The 21,627-nt window shown below is 44.9% G+C and carries 19 protein-coding genes and 1 pseudogene; 10 read left to right on the top strand and 10 right to left on the bottom strand.

The genetic code is table 11. The features are described from left to right. Positions 1 to 149: 149 nt before the first annotated feature. From H6F98_RS29200 to H6F98_RS29185, 4 genes are all read left to right on the top strand, one after another. Positions 150 to 341: a hypothetical protein gene (locus H6F98_RS29200; protein ID WP_192222228.1), complete on the top strand. Its 192-nt coding sequence runs from the start codon at positions 150 to 152 to the stop codon at positions 339 to 341. A 386-nt stretch (positions 342 to 727) separates the two neighbouring features. Then, positions 728 to 1,183, top strand: coding sequence for a pentapeptide repeat-containing protein (locus H6F98_RS29195; RefSeq protein WP_192222227.1), 456 nt, complete (start codon positions 728 to 730; stop codon positions 1,181 to 1,183). A 285-nt stretch (positions 1,184 to 1,468) separates the two neighbouring features. Continuing rightward, a complete protein-coding gene (csaB, locus tag H6F98_RS29190) occupies positions 1,469 to 2,524 on the top strand; it encodes a polysaccharide pyruvyl transferase CsaB (protein WP_192222226.1) in 1,056 nt (351 codons plus the stop codon). A gap of 379 nt (positions 2,525 to 2,903) precedes the next feature. After that, a complete protein-coding gene (locus H6F98_RS29185; RefSeq protein ID WP_192222225.1) occupies positions 2,904 to 4,319 on the top strand; it encodes a hypothetical protein in 1,416 nt (471 codons plus the stop codon). Here the strand turns inward: H6F98_RS29185 and H6F98_RS29180 are convergent. Continuing rightward, positions 4,316 to 5,011, bottom strand: a complete 696-nt coding sequence (locus tag H6F98_RS29180; RefSeq protein ID WP_192222224.1) for a hypothetical protein — start codon at positions 5,009 to 5,011, stop codon at positions 4,316 to 4,318. The genes H6F98_RS29185 and H6F98_RS29180 overlap by 4 nt on opposite strands. Next, positions 5,004 to 7,658, bottom strand: a complete 2,655-nt coding sequence (locus H6F98_RS29175) for a CHASE2 domain-containing protein (protein ID WP_192222223.1) — start codon at positions 7,656 to 7,658, stop codon at positions 5,004 to 5,006. Before H6F98_RS29175 ends, H6F98_RS29180 begins: the two co-directional genes overlap by 8 nt. A 649-nt stretch (positions 7,659 to 8,307) precedes the next feature. Here H6F98_RS29175 and H6F98_RS29170 point away from each other — a divergent pair. Continuing rightward, a pseudogene (locus H6F98_RS29170) lies at positions 8,308 to 9,364 on the top strand (transposase). 265 nt (positions 9,365 to 9,629) lie between these two features. Here H6F98_RS29170 and H6F98_RS29165 read toward each other — a convergent pair. From H6F98_RS29165 to H6F98_RS29155, 4 genes are all read right to left on the bottom strand, one after another. Further along, positions 9,630 to 10,421 (bottom strand): CHAT domain-containing protein, encoded by a 792-nt coding sequence (locus tag H6F98_RS29165; protein WP_396813873.1) that lies wholly within the window; start codon positions 10,419 to 10,421, stop codon positions 9,630 to 9,632. Beyond that, positions 10,375 to 10,557: a hypothetical protein gene (locus H6F98_RS34705; RefSeq protein ID WP_396813870.1), complete on the bottom strand. Its 183-nt coding sequence runs from the start codon at positions 10,555 to 10,557 to the stop codon at positions 10,375 to 10,377. The genes H6F98_RS29165 and H6F98_RS34705 overlap by 47 nt, the downstream gene beginning before the upstream one ends. 82 nt (positions 10,558 to 10,639) lie before the next feature. Continuing rightward, positions 10,640 to 12,793: a tetratricopeptide repeat protein gene (locus H6F98_RS29160; RefSeq protein WP_242058744.1), complete on the bottom strand. Its 2,154-nt coding sequence runs from the start codon at positions 12,791 to 12,793 to the stop codon at positions 10,640 to 10,642. Between the two features lie 137 nt (positions 12,794 to 12,930). Continuing rightward, positions 12,931 to 13,176, bottom strand: a complete 246-nt coding sequence (locus H6F98_RS29155; RefSeq protein WP_192222222.1) for a helix-turn-helix transcriptional regulator — start codon at positions 13,174 to 13,176, stop codon at positions 12,931 to 12,933. 272 nt (positions 13,177 to 13,448) lie between these two features. On the opposite strand from H6F98_RS29155, the gene H6F98_RS29150 reads away from it, so the two are divergent. Genes H6F98_RS29150 through H6F98_RS29140 form a run of 3 tightly spaced genes read left to right on the top strand, consistent with a single transcriptional unit; the run spans position 13,449 to position 14,497 of the window. After that, positions 13,449 to 13,592, top strand: coding sequence for a hypothetical protein (locus H6F98_RS29150; protein WP_192222246.1), 144 nt, complete (start codon positions 13,449 to 13,451; stop codon positions 13,590 to 13,592). Next, positions 13,589 to 13,765 (top strand): hypothetical protein, encoded by a 177-nt coding sequence (locus H6F98_RS33800; RefSeq protein ID WP_242058743.1) that lies wholly within the window; start codon positions 13,589 to 13,591, stop codon positions 13,763 to 13,765. Before H6F98_RS29150 ends, H6F98_RS33800 begins: the two co-directional genes overlap by 4 nt. A gap of 48 nt (positions 13,766 to 13,813) precedes the next feature. After that, positions 13,814 to 14,497, top strand: coding sequence for an SDR family oxidoreductase (locus tag H6F98_RS29140; RefSeq protein WP_192222221.1), 684 nt, complete (start codon positions 13,814 to 13,816; stop codon positions 14,495 to 14,497). Positions 14,498 to 14,937: 440 nt separating this feature from the next. Here H6F98_RS29140 and H6F98_RS29135 read toward each other — a convergent pair whose 3' ends face one another. Beyond that, positions 14,938 to 15,963, bottom strand: a complete 1,026-nt coding sequence (locus H6F98_RS29135) for a mechanosensitive ion channel family protein (protein ID WP_192222220.1) — start codon at positions 15,961 to 15,963, stop codon at positions 14,938 to 14,940. A gap of 145 nt (positions 15,964 to 16,108) precedes the next feature. After that, a complete protein-coding gene (locus H6F98_RS29130) occupies positions 16,109 to 16,627 on the bottom strand; it encodes a hypothetical protein (protein WP_192222219.1) in 519 nt (172 codons plus the stop codon). 91 nt (positions 16,628 to 16,718) lie between these two features. On the opposite strand from H6F98_RS29130, the gene H6F98_RS29125 reads away from it, so the two are divergent. After that, positions 16,719 to 17,654, top strand: coding sequence for a tetratricopeptide repeat protein (locus tag H6F98_RS29125; protein ID WP_192222218.1), 936 nt, complete (start codon positions 16,719 to 16,721; stop codon positions 17,652 to 17,654). A 26-nt stretch (positions 17,655 to 17,680) separates the two neighbouring features. Beyond that, positions 17,681 to 18,571 (top strand): carbohydrate ABC transporter permease, encoded by an 891-nt coding sequence (locus H6F98_RS29120; RefSeq protein WP_192222217.1) that lies wholly within the window; start codon positions 17,681 to 17,683, stop codon positions 18,569 to 18,571. Positions 18,572 to 18,642: 71 nt separating this feature from the next. Here the strand turns inward: H6F98_RS29120 and H6F98_RS29115 are convergent, their stop codons facing one another. After that, on the bottom strand, positions 18,643 to 20,556 hold the full coding sequence (locus tag H6F98_RS29115; RefSeq protein WP_192222216.1) for a serine/threonine-protein kinase: 1,914 nt from the start codon (positions 20,554 to 20,556) through the stop codon (positions 18,643 to 18,645). Positions 20,557 to 20,721: 165 nt separating this feature from the next. Beyond that, complete coding sequence (gene rimK / locus H6F98_RS29110; protein ID WP_192222215.1) at positions 20,722 to 21,627, bottom strand: 30S ribosomal protein S6--L-glutamate ligase; 906 nt, start codon at positions 21,625 to 21,627, stop codon at positions 20,722 to 20,724.

Genomic DNA, 21,627 nt, shown 5'->3' with positions numbered 1-21,627 from the left:
AAATTCTCCCCTCCAAGCTTGATTATTACGTCAATTGAACGTTCGATTCGCACGGGTGCCATTATCTCTCAAACCGTCTTACAGCAAGCATTTCGCATTTACGGATAGGTCTACTCAATCATCCTCATGTCAGTGCAATTCTAAGGTATATGCGTACCTATGATGAGTACAAGTGTCGCTTTCATCAAGCGCATCTCGGTTTGGCGGTACAGCAGTTAAAGATTGTTGGCGTTGATATTGGTACGGGTGGCACATCGTTCCGAGATTACCTGGCGAAGTACAACAAAGAGCAAGCGCCACTGTTTCCGGGTTTAACTCAAATTTCGTTAAGTGAATACTGAAAAGCGTTCAGCACTCAGCACTCAGCCTTCAGGTATTTCTCGTTGCCGATGATAAAGGCAAAGCAAAGCGTCTATCTTCGGTAAAAAGCGATCGCAGCACTGCTATGTCTTCATCAACCTCCAACACTGAACCCTCCTGCTGTCCCAGACTATTCAAACTATCTAGCCATGTAGGTCATATTCATAATAATGAAATCGCTACAGTGATCTAGATCATGCGACTAAACAGCACTCAGTCAATTTAATAAGATTTCTACCTCACGACTAAAGTTGATACTTCTCACGATCTGTCTGTGGGGCAATTAACTGTAGGGAGATTAATGCCATACTAGAATTGTGAGGAAGAAACGGAACAAATGTTACTTATCAAGACAAGGGGAAAAATTATGAAATTCAAATTGTTAGCCGCCCTAACTTTATTAACTCCCCTATTTTTCACTAACCCAGTTAAAGCTGAAAATCCACTTCATGTAAAGCAACTACTGTCAACTGGAGCATGTTTCCAGTGTGATTTATCGGGAGCTAACCTCAGGGGCGCACATTTGATTGGTGCTGACTTGAGAGAAGCGAATCTGCAAAATGCTGACCTTACAGAAGCAAATCTTGAAGGTGCTGACCTCAAGGGTGCCGATTTAGAAGGGGCAAATTTAACGTCAGCTTTTGCAACCAACGTCAATTTTCAGGAAGCCAATCTTGACGAGGTAAACTTTACTCTCGCTAAGATTTATGATTCTAATGTTTATGGTGCATCAATGAGTGACCTCAACATCAGTGATGCCGAAATATATGAAACAGGAATCGGCATTGGTGGAGACGATGCACAACTCCAACCTTGGGACTAGGTTGTGTTGAAGTTTTACTTATGTTGGGATAGTGGAGATGACGGAGCAATGCCTAACCACAAGTGAGTAATACTCAACTGAAACTGTGTTTGAAATATAAAAACAAAGAATTGCGCCTTCATGAATTAAGAGGAGGTGTAATTCTTGGTATTTAAGGGTGCGATCGCGTTAAGTAATGACTTATTGCTCCAAGCAAGGGAAAGGGCAAAGTGAAGAAAGATGCCTTTATCCAATGACTATGAATTACTTATCGTATGGTTGAGCGAAAGCTGGTAGAGTTTTCGCATGAGGGAAATACGAGCAGTTTTATGTGGATATTACGGGAAGGGCAACGCTGGTGATGAAGCCTTGCTTGCTTCCCTGTTGCAAATGTTGCCGAAGGGGGTGACACCTTTGGTGCTTTCTGGGAACCCGACAGAAACCAGGAAGCGCTATAAAGTGCAGAGTTGCGATCGTAATTCTGCCTTTCGAGTGCTCAAGGCAATGCGTAACTCCGACTTTTTTATTTGGGGCGGCGGTAGTCTCATCCAAGATGTTACCAGTGCCGCTAGCCCACTCTACTATGCCGGATTAATGGGGCTAGCACGGCAACTGGGCTTAAAAACGATTGCCTGGGCGCAGGGAATTGGCCCTCTGAAGCGTGAACTGACTCGTCGGGTAGCGCGGCAGTCATTTGCTAGTTGTACTGCCGTAAGCGTGCGAGATCGTGGTTCAGCCGAACTGCTAGCGGATTGGAAAATTCCCTTTATTATTGCCCCTGATCCAGTCTGGGCACTAGATTCCTCACAGGTACAAGGGTTGTGGGACTTACCCGCACCAAGAGTCGCTGTTACCCTGCGATCGCATCCTGCGCTAACCCCAGAACGCCTTGCCAATCTTACGGAAGCTCTAATTAACTTTCAAAAAGCCACACAAACCTGTATCTTGCTTGTCCCCTTCCAAGCCTCTCAAGACTTAAGCATTGCTGAATCCATTCAGTCCCAGCTTCCCGGTTCAAACCAGATTTTCCAGATAGAAGACCCTAGAGAATTGAAAGGTTTATTCCGGGGTGTAGAAATGGCAATTGGGATGCGCTATCACAGTTTAATCATGGCGGCGGCAGCAGAATGCCGCTGTTTTGCTCTTAGTTATGACCCCAAGGTTAGCCAACTGATGAGTGACTTGGACTTACCAGGATGGGAACTAGCACAGTTGCCAGATGACCCAAATATTATCAGTCAAACTTGGCTAGAACACTATGCCAATGGCGACCCACTAAGTAGTGACCAAATTCAGTCCTTAGTTGATCGGGCACTAATGCATCGAGATTTGTTGACACAAGCGCTATCAATCTCTAACTAAGTTTCCGCAAAGACACTCTAATGTCTGTCTTGCAAGTTAAAATTTGTGGTCTGGCGGTTTTTGTGCATTACTTTTGTATGGAGAGAGGGGTGATATTAAATCCAGTAAGCTCACTTCGTAGATGAATTGTTGCTTTTTGTCAGTAGCAACGGACAACAGACAAATACACGAAGTAACGAACTGGGCTTGATATGAGGTAATTTCGTATCTTGGCACCCAAACTAAGTCAGGGCAAAGCATTTGACTCGAATCTCTTCTACACGGACACTCTCTTTTGGCGTTACAGTTAACCCAAAGCTTCTGAGTAGACCCTTGTTTTTTTGGTGAGATGCCCCTACTTGCCTACGTCGTGGATTGTGAACCTCTGAAATGTTGAGCTATGAGTGAAGCTGACACCCCAAATAACCAGCCCCTTCCTGAACCCCCCACTGCGGGGGATGAGAGTACAGTGGAGTTGCCAGATGCGCCAGGAACTCCAGAAAACCCACAGATTGTCAATCTGCCAGAGTTGCCGAGTTTCGAGGAGGCTGTTCAGTCGCCGAGATTAGGACGAGCGATTACGCCACTTAGTCTCCCGCCTGCCTCAATACCCTCAATGGGAGATGATGAGGTAACTGAACCGCTAGAATCCTTGCAGCGAGAACACTCTAAAGATGCTGACTGGTTTGCTCTGGCACAAAAAATGCGTCAACGCAACCGTCGCTTACTTGACCAAGTGACTCAGTTAAGGCAATCACTCCGGGAAAAGCAGGAAGAGTTACATACGGAGTTAGTGCGATCGCGCGATCGCGAAACGCTCTTAGCACAACAGACAGAGGAATTCAATACCCTCCAAGAACAACTGACGCGAATGTTCAATGCGCTGGAATCATCGCATCAAGCGTCTCAGCGCCAGCAAATTTTAATTGAAACCCTATCAGAACAGTTACAAAGCTCACAAGAACGAGTCGCTCAACTAGAGCGTGAATGCGCCCTTACCCAACAACGCTACAACGAGCAGTCCCACCAGCTATTACAAGCCGCAAATACCTGTCGAGAACTCAGAACTCGCTTACATCGACAGCAGCGCCAATCCTTACAGTTCAAAGCCGCTCTAGAAAAGTCTTTAGAGATGCCTGGTAATTCTAGCTCACAACAACAGCCTCATCCCAGAAACAACGCAACCCAGTCAGCCGTTCACAAAGCAGTGCCGATCCAACCCTGGTCAGCCGAACCGGAGTTAATCGAAGATACAGCTAATCTAGACCCAATCTGGAATCGCCCAATCCGACTTGAGCCTCTCAAGCCCTATTCCTCAGAAACGGAACCCACCATAACCAAGCGCATTGAAGAACTTGAGCAGTTCTCAGCAGCAGAAACCTCTAATCCCGTAGAGGCAATAGTCGCTTCTCTCCAAGAAAGTGAAGCCAAAGAACTGGAATTAGAACAGCAGCTACTTGCCGAGATGTCCTCTTTAGCCGAAGCGTCTGGTTTAGCGGAGGAACTCCAATCCGATTTAGCCCTCCCCCAAACGCCATTAATTTCGGCATCAGGAACGAACTCAGGCGAATCCTCTTCACCAGTACGTCATTTGAGAAGTGTCGAAGCAACAGCCTCACCAGGGGATAGGGAGACACAAATGCCGAATGAGGAATTCTGGGGAGATGATCTAAGGCAAGAGCCAGCCCCATCGGAAGTACGTCTCCCTCAATCCAACTGGCCCTCACCTGTCCTTTATCCGCTACGTCCTCCAAAAAAGCGCCCGTCCTTGGCATCAATTGACTTACCCAGTTTTCCTCGTTATCGCCCAATTTAAATGGAGTTGGGCTTAGGCGATCGCGTACAGAACGGAGTCGGAGTTGTCTGAGTAATCGTTCCAATGATGGCTACGGGATTGTCTACAGAAAAGGCTTCCCGCCAAGCATCTGACCAGAGTTGCCGCTGGGCGAAGTATTGGGCGCGACGTGCCGCGCTTTCCTCCACTGTCGCTCCTTTGGCTTTGAGTTCCCGTTCTAAGCTTTGCAATTGGGTACTGACTTGTTCACGTTCTCGTGCATCCATGACCTTAAACGCCATAGACCTGATCGCATTGTTTTGCAAGTCAAAGAGTACCCAGTTGTAAGTTTCACCAGGCTGGAGTGATTCTCCGGCATACTGGATTCTCCCAACGCCTTGGGGGATAGTCTCACGCCACAACACATCATTGCTACCTTGCTGGCGCACCTCAATTTTTCCAATGGGTCCCCGCCAGACAAACATAGGGCGATCGCTCCAAACTTCTGTATTGGTTTTTAAGTCCAAGGGTGCGATCGTGCAAGGTCCGCGTGTCCCAGTAGTTGTAGGATCTGTCGGAGGAGGGTTGTCCTTACTAAAGGAAGTCTGAATAATATCTTTTGATGACCCAGGTAGATTGATTTGCACCTTTGCTACCTGAAATGCTCTAGTTGGCACACTAGAAATCATCGCACTCAAGAGCAAAGTCGATAATACCCAAGTGAATTTACGCATGAGATTTCCCTTCTAATAAACCTAGAAAAACAAAAGTCCAAAACGCTGATATAGGTAAAAGCCAAGGCATTAGCACCGCAGCAGTAATGTAAAGCTGCAAGCTAGCCAATCCGTAAACTGCTGTAGTCCCACCCAGTAGTAGCAACCATTTGCCCCGTCTGGACGGTATAGCCAACAGCCAAAGTTTCCCTTGTCTGTTTTTCCTCTCCCCCTTCACCCTTTCTAGTGCCAGGGCTGTTCCTTTCCCCAATAACACCGCTACCCCAACGAGCCAGAAGTCAGGAATTGGAACAACTAGTCGCTGATTGAGTAAATGGTGAACCATATAGGCTTGAGCTTCACCACCTGGAAATATTTGACGTGGATCAGGGGGATTTTCCTGAGAACGCCAATAACCAACAGCCAGTGGTAGAGGAAAATTGTCCTGACCTTCTGCTGCTACCCCAGCTTCGTCATAGCCACCAGCGGCAATAATGACTACGGGTTGCTCCTGACTATCTAGTTTTAAGGATGTCACAGGGCTTTCCAACAATTTCCAAGCTGGCACTCGCCTATAAACCTGCTCAGGAGGAATTGAGTAGTCAATAATGGGATGCAACCACATTTGACGCAATAGGTAAGCCCAGTTAGTTAGGGGTTGCAAGCGAGCAGTTGGTGAGAAGATATGCCGATAGTCCTTACCCGTTATGTTTGTGACATAGGTAGTTAACTGAGAGAACCAGTCAGCAGATGATTGCAGTTGCGGTTGGGGCACTTTCCCAAATTGTTCACAAGACAAATTGGATAAGGCAGACTCTCTAGCTAAGGAGGGCACAGAAGAGGGGGAACCCAACTTCCCTATATTTGGAGGGGAGGGATTGCTGGAACAATCTTGAGATTGACCAAAGTTTAGCCAGTGAGATAATGCCAGCATGTAGGCTAAGGGCATATTCCGAGGATCAGGATTATCTCTCGGCACCAGTGTCATGTATTGTAGGTAGCGACCAAGACCGAGAATATTCCCTTGTAAGCTCCAGCTTGGCTGAGCGAGTTCTGGCAGTACCTCAAACCAGCCACCCGTATTATGATGGCGCTGAATGGCAAAAACAAACCAGGTTGCCTGTTGTTGGACTGAGGCACGTATGGCATTAGCAAGTTTTTGGTCATTTTCCTTTTGATAACGGTCTAGCAGATAATCAATGCCAACAACTTTGGCGTTGATTGCCGCTAGCTTAGTCACCAAATCCGCTAGATAGCTGCGATCCATTGGGTTTGGCTGAGAAATTCCTCCTTTTCTGATCGATTCATTGTCAATTTCTACTATGAGAACAGGAGGCGGCTGAGTTGTTTCGACTTGATTGGTGAGTTGGCGATAGCCTGATTGGACTAATACCCGTCGATCTAATAAGAAGCCTTGCACGGAGAGTTGCCAACTAACGAGTCCCAGGGCAGTTAGTGCGATCGCTTCTTTCCGGGTTGGCAACCAGCGCTTAAGCTGTTGCTTGATTCCATACGGTTCAATCCGAAATAGGGGCGCATCTGGATGACGAAACAAGGAAGGAATGAGGTGAGTACTAGGGTAGGTAAAATGCTTTTCTAATTTGAGGTACTGACAGGCATATTGCAGCGCCTCATAGACATCTTTGTACTCTCCTAGACGCTGGAGAAACCGCACCAGAAATTCTTGTGCCACCTGATTATGGATGGGTTCTCGCATCACCGCCACCTGGCTCAATCCCAGATTAATCAGTGCATTAGCGAGGCTGAGTCCATTACAGGAGTTGAAAATGGCAAACTGTAATCCCTGTTCCTTAGCAACCGTGAGAGGTTGGGCAATTTCTCTTAAGTTAAGGGAAATACCGGGAGCAATCCCTAACTCTCCGCCAGTCAAGTCGGTTTCATTACTGTGACCTGCAAAAAATAACACATCCCAACCGCGTGCATCTGCGATCGCGGCTGAGATTTTGGTTTTGAGTTGGGGAATATCCTCTCCAGGTTGCCAACCAACAAACTCAATATCCGCGATTGAATTTAGCGATCGCACCGCTTCTCTATCCGCTTGAAAATTCAAGCCCGTGTCATCGCCCAAAATCGCCAAAATCCTAGCCCGACGACGGCGACGTTGAGGAGTCACTGTCGCGCCTACAATGTTCAACGGTTTGCGGAAAAAGCGAATCTTACCCGTAGCCGCAAACTCCGTACCAATTTCCCAGGCTTCCCACGGTAACCGTTCCAAATCTAATGGGTTACAAGTGAGGAAAACATCAACAGTGGGGATTGGGAATTGGGAATTGGGGATTGGAGAATTGCCACTCTCTATTCCTCCACCTCTAGCCGCTTGAGCGAGACGAGAACGAATTTCATAGAGTTCTGCACGACGCAACCAGTGATGAAATTCATAGAGTAGTTTGGCTTCTGCTTGTACCAGTTTGGCGTGCCAATCTACAGGTGGCGGTAAGATGCTACCTTTTGCAGCAACTCGTCCTCGTAGTGCGGTTTTATAAAAACTTAGATAAACAGAACTCCACTCCTGATACAGGGTATTCAACGCTTCAGGATAAGGAAGTGTTACACCGAGTTGCTGTCCTCGTCCCCAAGACAATTCAAATAGGCATACCTGCTCGATTCGCTGAACTTTGAGGTGGAAAACAGAAGCACTCTGGGTCATTTCTTTCAGGTATCCTTAAATATCCTTTATCCTTATTACTTCGGAGTTGGGTCGTTTGTCAGTAGTCAGTTGCAATGGACAACGAAAATAAGTAGTAACAGATAATGAAATGAGCAAATTAAGCGAGGATGTCAGCGAAAGCCTTAGAGTTATAGTGGCTTTGGCTAAGGTAGCTGAGACGTAAAGGCATTGCAACTCCTCTGTTGAGCTAGGAAAGCAGATTGCTGACTCTGTTTATCTATATCTCTCATAGGTAGAGGACTTATGCAATAATTTTTGCGAGAGTTCAGCGAGTATCAAAGGCTCATCATTAAGTATCAAAGCCTAGTTAGCGAGTATCAAAGATTCGTTAGCGAACATCAAAAAAATCGTTAACGGATATCAAAGGCTCATCGTTAAGTATTAAAGACTCGATCATGAATATCAAAAAATCGCTAACGGATATCAAAAGCTCGTTAGTGAATATCAAAGACTCGTTAGTGATTCTGGCTCTTCAGTAGCTAATATGCCAAATCAATAGTTGAAGAAGTAAAGAACTATAAATAAATCTAGCAAATAGTGGATAGAGTTATTGCCAGAGTTGACACAGGAGGCTCATTGGGTATTAACTATAAGCCGAAGCCAGAGCTTTTAGGTGCATTAAACAGCCATGAGGACGAAAAAGGATATAAAGGTTTTAACAAAGCTATTGAATATAGAGGGAATAAAAGTCATTTCACATCACCAGCATGAGGGGATTGGAATAATTTTACAGGTGGAACGGATTGGCAAGGAAAGTAGCTGTCCACGTTGTGGAACAAGAAGCCACAGATTACATCAAAATCATCGATACCTAGTAAAAGATTTACCTTGGGGAGAGACTTTCATATATTTAGAAATTAACAGACGACAGTTTAAATGTAAAAAATGTGTCAAGCCATTTAGTGAAGAGTTAGAGTTTGTCAGGAAAAGAAGAACCTATACGAAACGGTTAGCCAAGCAAATAATCCAAGAAGTGTTAGAGAACGATATCCACAGCATAGCGAAAAAAGGGTTGGTGACAACAGAAGAAATAGAGGGGATGGGGAAAAGAGGTATTAGAGAAAATAGAAGAAGTAAGTATAGATTTGTGGAAAGGTTACAAAAATGTCGTGATAGAGCTGATGCCAAATGTACAAGTGGTTGCCGACAGATTTCATGTAATGGCACAAATAAATAAGGAATTAGACACCCAAAGGAAGCGAGAAAAGAGACAAGCGGAAGATTTGATTAAAAAAGCAAAAACGTCAGAAAACAAAGCAGTTCAAGAGAAAGCTTTAGAAGGATTGAAGAAAAGTAAATATGTGTTATTGAAAAATGAATCAGACCTAAATGAAGGGCAAAAAGCTAAACTCGTTCAAGTTAAAGATGTCTCTGCTACTCTTAAGAGTATGCATGAATTAAAAGAGAAAATCAGACAGATTTTCGAGCAGGTTAATCATTGGTTAGCCGGTTTATTTAAACTAGGAGTATGGCTATCAGAAGCCAAAAAATATTTCCCCGATAGTCAGAACACTATTATTCGTTGGCTGGATGAGATTATTGCTTACTTCGATCATAAGACTACAAGTGGTGTTGTCGAAGGTATCAATAATAAGCTTAAGTTGATTAAACGCTCTGCCTACGGGTTTAGAAATTTTGAAAACTTCCGAGTTAGATGTTTGCTTAATTGGCAGTTTAATTGTTAGTTTAGCATACTGGTTACTGAAGAGCTGTGATTATTAAATACAACTAGCTAAGACTCTTAACTATTGAGTGGTTATCGAAAAACAAATATCTGGTGATGGGGAAAAGTCAGTCGAGGTAAAGATCAGGACTTACGCAATTCGGTCTTTAAAACGGCATCTGTAGGGGCGCACAGCTGTGCGCCCCTACTATATATGGCGTTAGTGCATAAGTCCTGAGATTTCTGATGTATTTGATAGTGTTGTGATTCGCGGCAAAACCCAGGAATTACAAACCATTCCCAATCAAAATAAAGGATGCCCAGTAGTAGGGATGGCTCAGTTGCTCTTGTACAGATGGCTGTGTGCGATCGCTAATCGCTTCTACTCCAATACCTCGTTGTTCACCTAGCGCCTGATAATTGTTAGTGATTAAGGCAATTTGGGCTTGCCGCAGAGCTTCGGCTTTTGTTAAATTATCGCTTTTTAGTCCGGCGTAGAAGGCATTCATCAAAGCTTGAGTACCGCCATCAGAAACTGACCATAATGAGGCAACTGCCGCCCTTGCTCCAGCTTGTTGCATCTGATAGCCTAAGCCAAGAATCTCTTCACCATTACCAAGTTTTCCGCCCAATCCCGTCTCACAAGCAGAAAGCACTACCAAATCAACATTCTTGAGGCTCCAATTTTGCATCTCTCGGAGGGTGATGCGATCGCCATTACCAAAGAGAATAAAGGAATCATCTGGTGTCCCTACGACAAACGCCGCATGAGTCGCTAAATGCACAACCGTGTAGTCATCCATTTTGGGAACGGTGACTTCGGGGGTGAAGGCTTGGTCGATGAATTGAGTGGTAGTCGGAATAGTCTTAGCTAAATTCTCCACCTCGGCTCCAGCAAAGGGCAACCCAGAAAAGTCAAAGGCTTCTCCGCCAACCGTAAAGTTATAGCGTCCAGTGGCAAAAGCACCCGCTAAGACTTGCATTTGCCGTTGCGGTTGGGTGTTTAGGTCAGTGAGGGAAGCGGCAGTAATATTATTGAGGCGGTAGCGTTGCACTAACCATTGTTCCCCATCGTGCAAAGCGGCAAGAGGAATGTAACGCAGTTGAGCGTCGGGGGCGTAGATAATAGCCCTCTTCTGTCACTCTCCGAAAACTTTTGCCATTGCTGAATTCTAGAACTAACCTATGGTAGGCGATCGCAAACTTTTTCTTCATAGAAATTGCTTAGAGTAGGGCAATTGCCAAAATTAGATGGGCAAACGCTGTATTCCCTAATGTACCTCCTTTGTAGAAAATATTAATAATAGGAAAAACCGGAGAGTGACAGAAGAGGGATAGTTTGGGCATCTGCCGCTTTGAGTTCTGCTTCTAGGGGTTTAATCAGCCAGTTGTAGAGTTGTTGTGCGAGAGGTTTAGCATCGGATGTGCGATCGAGTAAGGCACTGCGAAAGGCGGCAATTGTCTCGTTGAGTTGTTGCTTGGGAACTTGGACGGTGCGCCGAATCGGCGGAGAGTCGGGGGTGGTGAGGATGAGTTCGATGCGATCGTCCAGAATTAAGGGGTAGAGGAGTACTGCCTTTTGTTGCAGATTCTTGAGGTTATCTTGTAAGGCGTTGAAGTTTCCCATCTGTAGCAGCAAATCCTGAGAAAGGGTTTCGGGACTTCGCTGTGTCACCAGTGCTAGCACTTCTGGACTTTGGGTGAAGTTGTTAAATTCCTCTGTAATCGTTTCTTGGGCTTTCACCAGTTGGGCGATACGCTGTTCTTGAGCAGGAGTGAGTGTGCCGTTTTGTTGTTTAAGCTGTCGCAGTTGGGTGAGTTCTTTACCAATTTCAACGGCTTTATTGAGAATTGCTTCGTAACTCGCCCACGTCTGTTGTTCAAGTGGGAGATTCGGTAATCCTTGAGCAGTATTGTTATTGCCGCGCACGTTGCGGAGGTAATCATCAAGTTCTTGAACTTTGAGGAGGTCGAGGACTCGTTGCGCTTCGAGGACTCGGTCTTGTTTCAGGAGGAGGTCGGCTAGATGGCGATAGGTGGCTGCTACTGTTTCGGTGAATGACTGCTGTTGCTCTTTTGGCAGTATCCGTAACTCTTCGCGAATTCCCTCTGTGACATTGACCGATTGCTTGAAGAATACAATTGCTAACTCCGGTTGTTTTTGTGCATCTAGGAGAAAACCGATATTGTTCAGGATCGTTCCTTCCCCCACCTTGTCGTTAATTTCTTTAGCAATCGCTAAAGCTTGCTGAAAGAACTCTAAGGCTTTGGGGAACTGTCCTAGTTTTTCGTAAACTGCCCCTATGTTGTTGAAAGTTCCTCCTTCTCCTGGCTTGTCGCCAATTTCTTTAGAAATCACTAAAGCTTGTTGATAAAAATCCAAAGCTTTGGGGAACTGTCCTAGTTTTTCATAAACTGCCCCTATGTTGTTGAGGCTTTCCCCTTCTCCTGCCTTGTCACCAATTTCAGTGCCAATGGCTAAAGCTTGCTGAAAAAACTTTAAGGCTTTGGGATACTGTCCCAGATCCCAATAAACTGCCCCTATGTTGCTCAGGGTCGTCCCTTGCATCCCTTTATTGCCAATTTGTTTGTGAATAGCTAAGGCTTGCTCAAAGAACTCCAAGGCTTTGGGATATTGTCCCAGGTTGCGGTAAACTAGCCCAAGATTTCTGATACTGTTTCCTTCCGCTGCCTTGTCACCAATTTGTTTGTGAATGGCTAAGGCTTGCTGAAAAAACTCCAAAGCTTTGGAATACTCTCCGAGGTTGCGGTAAACTAACCCAAAGTTGTTGAAAATTCTTCCTTCATCAGAGCTATTGCCAATTTCTTTGAAAATAGCTAAGGCTTGTTGATAGAAATCCAAAGCTTTGGGGTACTGTCCCAGGTAGTAGTACGTTCCTCCAAGGCTATTGAGGGTTCTCCCTTCCCAAAGGTGATCACCAACTTCTCTATTGATCACTAAAGCCTGCTGAGAGTACTCCAAGGCTTGGGTATATTGTCCTAGGTTGCGGTAAACTATCCCAATACCATAAAGGGTTCTTCCTTCCCAGGTGCGTGCAGTGAAGCGCTGTTCGCTGTTAGGTAACTTAGCAACTTCTTTAAGGAGAGCTAAAGCTTTCTGAGAGTACTCTAGAGCTTGGGCATACTGTCCCATACTACGGTAAACTACCCCAATGCAGGTAATGACAGCTCCAACTCTTGCGCGATCGCCCTCTTGTCTAAACCTGGCTAAATCTTGCTGAAGTTTTTCCAATGTTGCTGGATAGTCGCCTTTGAGCCATAGCTCATAAGCTTCTAAAAACCATTTTTCCGCCCCAGGTTCTTGCTCTTCAATCGTTTGCGCCTGAACTACTAGAGGCTCAAACTTCCAGCTAAGCGGTAAAAGGGGAGATTTCAGCGACAGCAGTAGAGTAGCAGTAGCAACGCTGAGAAATTTGAGACGGCGGTGCATTGGCAAGTCCCCTCTTGAGCTAGCTGCTGTAATTTTTCTGTATCTTCTCGACTCATTCTGCACCTTGATTGACTCCTCTGTCGGTTATTGGTCTTGTGATAGCCACCGGATCGACAACTGCCACATGATGTCAGTCATCACTCGATATCTTCAGGTAACTCTTTGATGGGAAGCCCTGCCTGCTCCATCAACTCAACTAACTTCCTCACCTGAGCCAGAGAGAGCTGAAGCTTCTGATGCTTACCGCTCTCATATCTCATGACCGTATAGCGCGACAAGCTCAAAGCATCAGCAAACTCTTCCTGAGTCATCCCCAGGCGATCGCGAACTTGTTTTAAAGTTGGCACGTTGGGGTTGAAATTTGAATCCTGATTGTTTACCATCTTATCAATCATGTGGCAAGGTGCCACATCGCAAACAAAAAAACGATGGGGAAACGGTAGCAGTGGTTAATGCTGTGGTTTCCCCTTCCTGAAGATATGTGACACCAATTCACTCTGCTTTGCAACCACAGCAGACTGCTGTGTGGTGTCTGCATGTTTTTTTGATGTCTGTGATCAATAAAAAGCGATCGCATATCTGAAATGCGATCACGTTGTGCTGCTGCTTTCAGCCGATTGCTCAACAGACCAATCGTCACTTACCCGAACTAGAGATGAAACATTCAAAATGGTTTGTGAACCGACAAGATGCTGACGACCACAAACGATATCTCAGCCGATTCATGCCTGCCGCCGAATTTGAAGTCATTTTTGACGCACCTAGCGATGAATCATTCCCTACATTCACAAAGCTGTGAGGACGCTACAATCTCTGGAATACAAAATAGACAAAACAGTTGAAGACGATGTTATCCAACCAGATATGACTTCTATCCTGCTCACCGATCTCGATCTGGCACTACTAGCAGGCTATGTAGTGCAACCCGATCCGCTAGAGGCAGTGCTGGAGTTTCGGGAGAGGGTACGCTAAGAGTTAAAACGCGATCACTAAGTAAAATCCTGTTTATAAAAAGTCAGCATGACAAAACTTATCGTAATTACAGGTGTCAGCCGAGGTCTTGGACAAGCTTTGACCGAGCGATTTATTCAATCAGGACATACTGTTCTAGGTTGCGCTCGCTCAGAAGCAGCGGTGGAGAAATTCAACCAAAAGTTTGGTTCGCCCCACAATTTCACGGCACTAGATGTTGCTGATGAAGAACAGGTGAAAGCTTGGGCAAAGCGACTTCTTTCTGAATATGCTCCACCAGATTTGCTGATTAATAATGCGGCATTGATTAATGAATTAGCACCACTCTGGCAGATTCCCAGTGAAGATTTTTCCCGCCTCATTGATGTGAATATCAAGGGAGTGGCGAATGTGATTCGTCATTTTATCCCGGCAATGATTGATAAAGGAAGCGGTGTGATTGTTAACCTAAGTTCAGGTTGGGGTCGCTCTACGTCTCCTCAAGTCTCGTCCTATTGTGCTTCTAAGTGGGCAATTGAGGGGATGACGCGATCGCTTGCTCAAGAACTCCCTCCTGGAATGGCAGCAATTCCTCTCAATCCCGGCATCATTCATACTGAGATGCTGGAAATCTGTTATGGCGAAGATGCTGCAAACTACACAGCAATTAAAGATTGGGTAGAAAAAGCCGTTCCCTTCTTACTTCAACTCAGTCCAACCGACAACGGGATGCCATTGACGGTTCCTGCATAAGGCACGAAATCCAACAAAACCTCTTAGATTAGTCTCCGAGTTTTCTCAACAATTGGGTGAGTAGGACACTCAGCTTATAAGAACACTGTTTTTGCCCTCAGCAGGATGTACCTGTACCTACTTACTGTGTTGCTCATTAGCGTCTAGAGATTGGTAAGCGATCTCGTTTTTGACAAGGAGTAGAAGTGCGATCGCGTAGCGGTAAGTTCTCGCTGTAAGCACAATTCCAATGTATAGCGATAACTTAGCTAAATTAAAAATATGATTACTATTACTATTGATGAAATTCAGCGTAATATTTCAGGCTTTCTTAACCTTGTGCAAGCGGGTAATACATTACCTCTAGAGTCTAATTCTATAACTGTATAGCTCCCTATTATGGAACTAATCTGAAATGGGAATTTCAACTGGGTAAGTGAGGTAAGGATTGCCCCCATTACTCACTTATCTTTCATATACACATTTCTGGATGGGAAGGGAATTTCTATTCCTTCTTCTTGATACCGTTTATGTAACCGCTTAATAAACTCATGTCTAATAATATGTTGGTCAAGGAACTCATTAACTCTTAAGCACACTATTAAATTAATCCTATAATCCTCAAAGCTTTGGTAGCGGACAAATGGCTGAAATTCAGGTACACCACCTGGAACGGTTTGCATTACCTCCTCAGCAACAGCAACTGTCACTTGTTCGACTTGCTCTAGATTACTGTCATAACCAACACCAAAAGTAATTTGTAAAGTTATTTCTTTGGTAGGTAGATGGTAATTCTTGAAGATTGCCGAAGCCAACTTTGTATTAGGGACAACGATAATATTATTGGGAACTTCTCTGATTGTAGTGTTGCGCCAAGTAATATCAGTTATATACCCTTCTTGATCGCTTTCTAGTTTTACATAGTCACCTGTTCTTACTTGACCTGAAATAATTAAGTATAAACCAGAAAATAAGTTTGCAAGGGTATCCTGAAAAGCCAAAGCAACAGCTAATCCCCCAATCCCTAATGTTGCTAGGATAGGTGTAATTGAGATACCCATCGCTTGCAAGATTATTAAAATCCCCAGAAGTAATACGAGGATTCTAGTAAGGTTGGAAAATAAGGAAGCAGATAGTCCTTCAACTCTCTGGCTGTATAAGGTTACAAAGCCTGCAGCAAGCCTTGCAACTAGGAGTGTTACTGTGTATAAAAAAGTGGCAATTAAAGCTTTCTGAAGAATCCCTGAAACTGGTAGAGTAAACGGTGAAGCAAGAATTGCGCCATAAAGCCCTGCCAAGAAAAGCCAAAGGCTTGGCAGTTTCTGTAGAGATTCAACAACCAGTTCATTTCCTGGAAACGGCATTCTAGCCGTAAATTTTTTGAATCTCGTGAAAAAAACTTTTTCAAAAATTATCCCAAAAAACCATCCCATCAAAATTAAAGCAACTGGGATAATCCACCGCACAAGTGTAAGAGATTGATTCATTTAGCAGAATTAATGGTAGATTGGCACTGCCGTTTATGTTGCAAAGACAATTTAAAAGAAGATAGTGCAGGGCGGTTACCAAGACTGATACCAACCTTGCATATCTTGGCTTTTTAAGAAAAGGATGACGTTAGAGAATTGAGAATCATCCTGGTAGTTGTTCTTTAAGTTGGGCCAGATTATCTGGCGTAAGGTTGAGTGTGATTTCTAGTTGTTGCTGCTGATCGCGCAAAATGATGATGTGGTTTTCACCGTTCCTGGCACTTTGGTACTGGGGATTTTTGATTTCAATTTTTTGATAGATGATTTCTGGAACCCCAACCCGAATAACAAGTTCTTGTTGTGATTGGGGATAAATATAGAGTTGTTGGCTGTAGGTATCTAGTTCTAGCTTACGGGGTGTAGTACTACCTTCTCGCTCGTTATCAGCTTTACGCCAGTAGAGAGTGATACCGCGAATTTGAGGTGCTTGTAGTTTGAATACTTCATCAAAGCGTTGAAGTTCCCAGTTGAGTTGGCTGACATCGCCTGTTTGGGGAATGATTCGTTGCCGCCAAGCAATTTTTTTGTCGTTGAGGTTTGTCCACCATTGTTGGATAATGGCGAAGTTCGTGCGGTTTTCAGGGTTGTCACTGTTCTGCTGCCAGACGGTTCTTGGTTGCATGAGAAGGCCCATAAGTGCGATCGCATTTTAACTACAAGCATTACTGCTCTGCTTTTTTCAGTGTAGTCCCCAGCTAGAGCTAGCTATTATCTTGATATCGAGTACCGACAAACAAAACCGACTGTCACTAACACTACTTAGCCAGTCTAAAATCTGGATAAACGCGATCGCACTTAGGATTCAACAGATGCTCAAGGGAATTTGGCAGTGGCTCAAAGGATTGTTTCAGCGTCTGTTTGGCACCTCTCCCCAAGCTTCCACCAACCGAAGAGAGAGACAAACCGAGGTAGAAGCGCCTCCACCCCTCGCTGACTCCGACTACGAGTATCTATTCAGGCAACTTCTCGAAGGAGTAGCGCATGGCTGGCAGCAGGATCGAGTTCTGCGCTGGTTTGAAACCCTAAAGGGGCGCACCACGGAAACAGAATGGGTGGCATGGCTGCGTCGGTTTGGGGAAAGAGTACTTGCCTCCCCTGCACCGAATAACGAATTAGCCACACGGCTAGTGCAGGTAGGTGAAATGACTCAATCTCTCCCCTCTCTTGCAACAATCGGAGAAGTTGCCTACGACATTGGCAGGCAGTTGCTCATCAGACAGACAAGTGGAACAGTCTGGGAATATGATGGACCAGATGCCCAGGCAACAGCACCTTTACCCCCCCAAGCCGTCCCGACTCAAGAGACGGAACAAATCAACCAGGAAGCCTTACCCACTGAAACCATCACCTTAGATGAATTAATGGTGAGGTTGCAGCAGGATGATAACTTACGCCAACTGGTTGCTCAACAATTAGGCATTGAAACCACTGACCCATTAGTAATAATTGAGGAATTGATGCATCAATTCGACACAGCCGAGCAATCCGCTACTAATGAGGCACAAGCCTGGTTTCAGCAAGGCAACCAACAAGTTGAAGCAGGAGATTTTGAAGCCGCTGTTGCTTCTTACAACAAAGCCTTAGAAATCAACCCCGACTTCCATGAAGCATTGTTCAACCGGGACATTGCACTGGATAACTTAATGTAAATGATACAGGCGCACCTGCAACCCACATGGCAATCAAGTTTCGATCTCCTCAGCAGTTGCTAGATAATGATGCGATCGCCGCCTGGATTTTCTTAGCACCCGCACTTATCCTCCTCGGCATCTTTCTCCTCTGGCCAATCGCCTACCTGTTTTACCTTAGTTTCACCACAGGCAGTTTCACCGCCGAGGGAGTTAGATGGGCAGGCTTCAGAAACTACTTACGTTTGATAATCAATCCCGATTTTCGGCAAGTTCTTGGCAATACTCTCTACTTCACCATTGCCACCGTCATTCCCAGCCTCGTTATTCCCTTGGGGTTAGCTGTCCTGTTAAATTGGTCATTTGCTCTACGAGGACTTTTGCGAACCGCCTATTTCATTCCCTCCATCACCTCTTTGGTTGCCGTTGGCTTGGGGTTTCGCTGGTTGTTCCAAACTGAAGGCCCAGTCAATGCGCTTCTAGATTCTCTTGGGTTTGAACCAATTCCCTGGCTAGGTAGCAGCACTTGGGCAATGCCCGTCATCATTTTATTGAGCAGTTGGAAACAACTGGGTTTCAATATGGTGGTATTTCTCGCAGGACTGCAAGCGATTCCTCTAAATCGTTACGAAGCCGCTGAGTTAGATGGTGCAAACTCCTGGGCTAAGTTCTGGCACATCACGCTTCCAGGATTACGACCAACACTAATTTTTGCAACAGTCACTACTGCTATTTTTACCTTAAGAAGTTTTGAGCAGGTCTACATCATCACAGGTGGTGGTCCACTAAATTCCACCAATTTATTGGTTTACTACATTTACGAAGAAGCCTTTTCCCTGTTTGATTTTGGCTACGCGGCGGCAGCAACAACCGTGTTACTTAGCTTCACTCTCGTACTGGTTTATTTCCAACTCAAAACTGGAGACGAGGAGAATTGAACCCACATTGCAGCCCTTACACGGTTGCCCTCGGTATTTTTCAATATGAGATTTAAACGCACATCAGCTTACTAACGTCTGCTAGGTGCAGTAAAAGATGAGCGAGGACTAACTTCTGTAAGTTGGGTACCAGGGTTAAGTTCTAAAGTCATTTCTTCACCACTGCTACGCACAAATGGCTCTGAAAACCTCAAGTTTGACTCAGAAGCCGCTCTCGTTAATGAAGCTTGTCTTTCAACTTCTTCCTTAAAATGCTGCTTTTGAGCATACTCAACAATTTTGATTTGAGCCTTATCGTAGGTAGGAGTTTCGTCAGAAATTTGTGATAAATACTTTAATGCACCACTAAAGTCTCTTTTTGCTGCCCGGTCATAGGCTTCTTGTAATAAAGAGTCTGCTCTAATCTGCTGCTTTTTAGTATATTCTGATAGTTTGGGTTCAATTTTGGCACCAGTGGCTGTTTCGGGAGGAATTTGTCTAATTAAGGCTAGTGCTCCTGTAAAGTTTTTTTCTGCTGCTAATTGATAGGCTTGCTGTAATAGCTGTTCAGATTCTGCCTCAATTTCTGGTTTAACTTGTTCAATAAATTGTTCAACTTTTTTTTGCCAAGCCGCAACATCAGGAGTCCTTCGAGCCTCCTCAAAAATATCCCGCCACCGCCCTTCATTATAGGCATCTTCAACAGCTTGATACTGAGCGGCAGCAGTGTTCCATTCTTTGCGCCATTTTTGAATTGCAATTAAAGATTCTTGATAAGCCGCACTATCTAAAGGAACTGATTGAGCTAAGGCGATCGCTTCTTCTAAATTCCCTGCCTGATACTCTTGTGCTGCCCTCGCTAAAGTATCAAGACCAGGATTAGACGGAGTTGCAGATAGCAGAGTGTACAGTCCAAAGGATATAGCCAGAGCATTAGACGTTGCCATCCCTGCTCCCACTCCCGATACAATAGGCGGTAATTTGGGTAAGCAAGACTGTGCCAATTCCCGCACATAAAAGCCTAAATCTAATGGCTCGCTATCTACTGGCGTAATTAATGGTTTTAATTCTGAAGAAGACTCACCAATCAACGCCTTGTCTAATTCATCTTTTCTCACACCTTGCTCCTGATTCTTAATTGCCAGATTTTTTAGTACAACTCGGACATCTGTTGCTGATTGATAGCGTTCTTTGAAGTCATAGCGCACCATATGATTAATCACACAAGCCATCGGGTTACTTACCGATACTTGCTGTTGCCAGCTAACTTCCCCACTCTCAGAATCAATTCCCAATTGCATGGGATTCAGACCCGTTAGTGCCTCAATGGCAATCATGCCGAGTGCATAAATGTCACTACAGGGATAGGGCTGACCGCTAAACTGTTCGGCTGGAATGTAGCCTAAGCCGTGAATAGCTACAGATGCAATTGAGAACTGGATTGGGATAGCCCTTAGCTTGGCTTGAGTAGAAGGAATTTGATAAGCAACACCAAAGTCAATCAGAACCAGTTTGCCGTCTGAGGCGCGTCTAATCAAATTATTGGGTTTGAGATCACAATGAACGACCCCTTGGCTGTGAACAAATTCTAAAATACCTAAAACGTCTTGCAATAATTCAACGCACTGAATTTCACTCCAGCGTTTCTTGCAATTTTTACTAATTGGGAGTTCTGTAACTAATGGTTCTCCAATAATCAACTCTTGCACCAAGTAGAACCCTTGGTGTTCTTCAAAGCTGTCTAAAAGTTGGGGAATCTGGTCATGCTTACCCAGCTTCTTGAGTATTTCGGCTTCACTGGTGAATAAACGCTTGCAAACTTGCAATTGTTTAGGATGATCGCCATTCGGCTTAAGGTGCTTGACCACACATTGAGGATTGCCGATAAGCCAAGTGTCTTCAGCAATATAGGTCTGTGCAAATGCTCCGGCATTCAGAACTTGAACAATTTTGTAACGCCCGTTCAGAAACTTTCCCACAACAGGGTGGCTTGCATTAGTCTTCACCAAACTCCTTCCTGCCAGACTCCCTTACATCTAGATTCCTCTTTCTAGTGACTCCTGAATGTTTCCGGAACCAGCGGTTAAGAGATCGTGGGTTTTACACGGTTAATTTATGAAGATATTATGAAGCGATATCTCTACCTTGAGATAAAACTCATAATCATCGTGTTAATACTGGATGCGATCGCGTGTTTTTCCTAAAAGGGCATTTTTCTCCAAAAACTCAATAATCTTCCCCGCCACATCAACCTCCGCTGCTTTCTCAATTCCTTCGAGACCGGGTGAAGAATTGACTTCCATCACCACTGCACCGTGATTTGAGCGCAGCATATCCACACCTGCCACTCTCAACCCCATCGCTTTAGCCGCACGTACTGCTGTGCTTCGTTCCTCTGGTGTCAACTTAATTGTGTCAGGCGTTCCACCTCGATGCAGGTTGGAGCGAAATTCACCTGGGGCACCCTGCCGCTTCATTGAAGCAACTACCTTGTTGTCAATGACGAAACAGCGAATATCCATGCCTCCTGCTTCTTTGATAAACTCCTGCACCAAAATATTCGCATCCAATCCCCGAAATGCTTCAATCACCGACTTAGCTGCATGGTGGGTTTCGGCAAGCACCACCCCAATTCCTTGAGTTCCCTCCAATAGCTTAATGACAACAGGCGCACCACCAACCGTATCAATTAAGCCATCAATATCTTGTGTAGAGTGAGCAATACCAGTTACAGGTAAACCAATGCCTTCGCGAGAGAGAATCTGGAGGCAACGCAGCTTATCACGGGAGCGAGAAATCGCTTGGGATTCGTTTGCCGTAAAGACACCCATTACTTCAAACTGCCGCACAACAGCTGTCCCGTAGAACGTTTTCGATGCCCCAATTCGAGGAATAATCGCATCAAAATTTTCCAAGGGTTTGCCTTGATAAATCACACTCGGCTTGTGAGACGTGATATTCATGTAGCAACGTAAGTAATCAATCACCCGTATCTCATGTCCTCGCTCTTCCCCAGCTTCCTTGAGGCGTCGAGTGGAGTATAACGAAGCATCCTGCGATAAAATTGCGATTTTCAT

Origin of the sequence: Microcoleus sp. FACHB-SPT15, from assembly GCF_014849525.1 — a bacterium.
Taxonomy (GTDB): domain Bacteria; phylum Cyanobacteriota; class Cyanobacteriia; order Cyanobacteriales; family Coleofasciculaceae; genus Symplocastrum; species Symplocastrum torsivum.
Note: the sequence above shows the minus strand (reverse complement) of the source record. Positions and strands in the feature narration are given on the sequence as shown.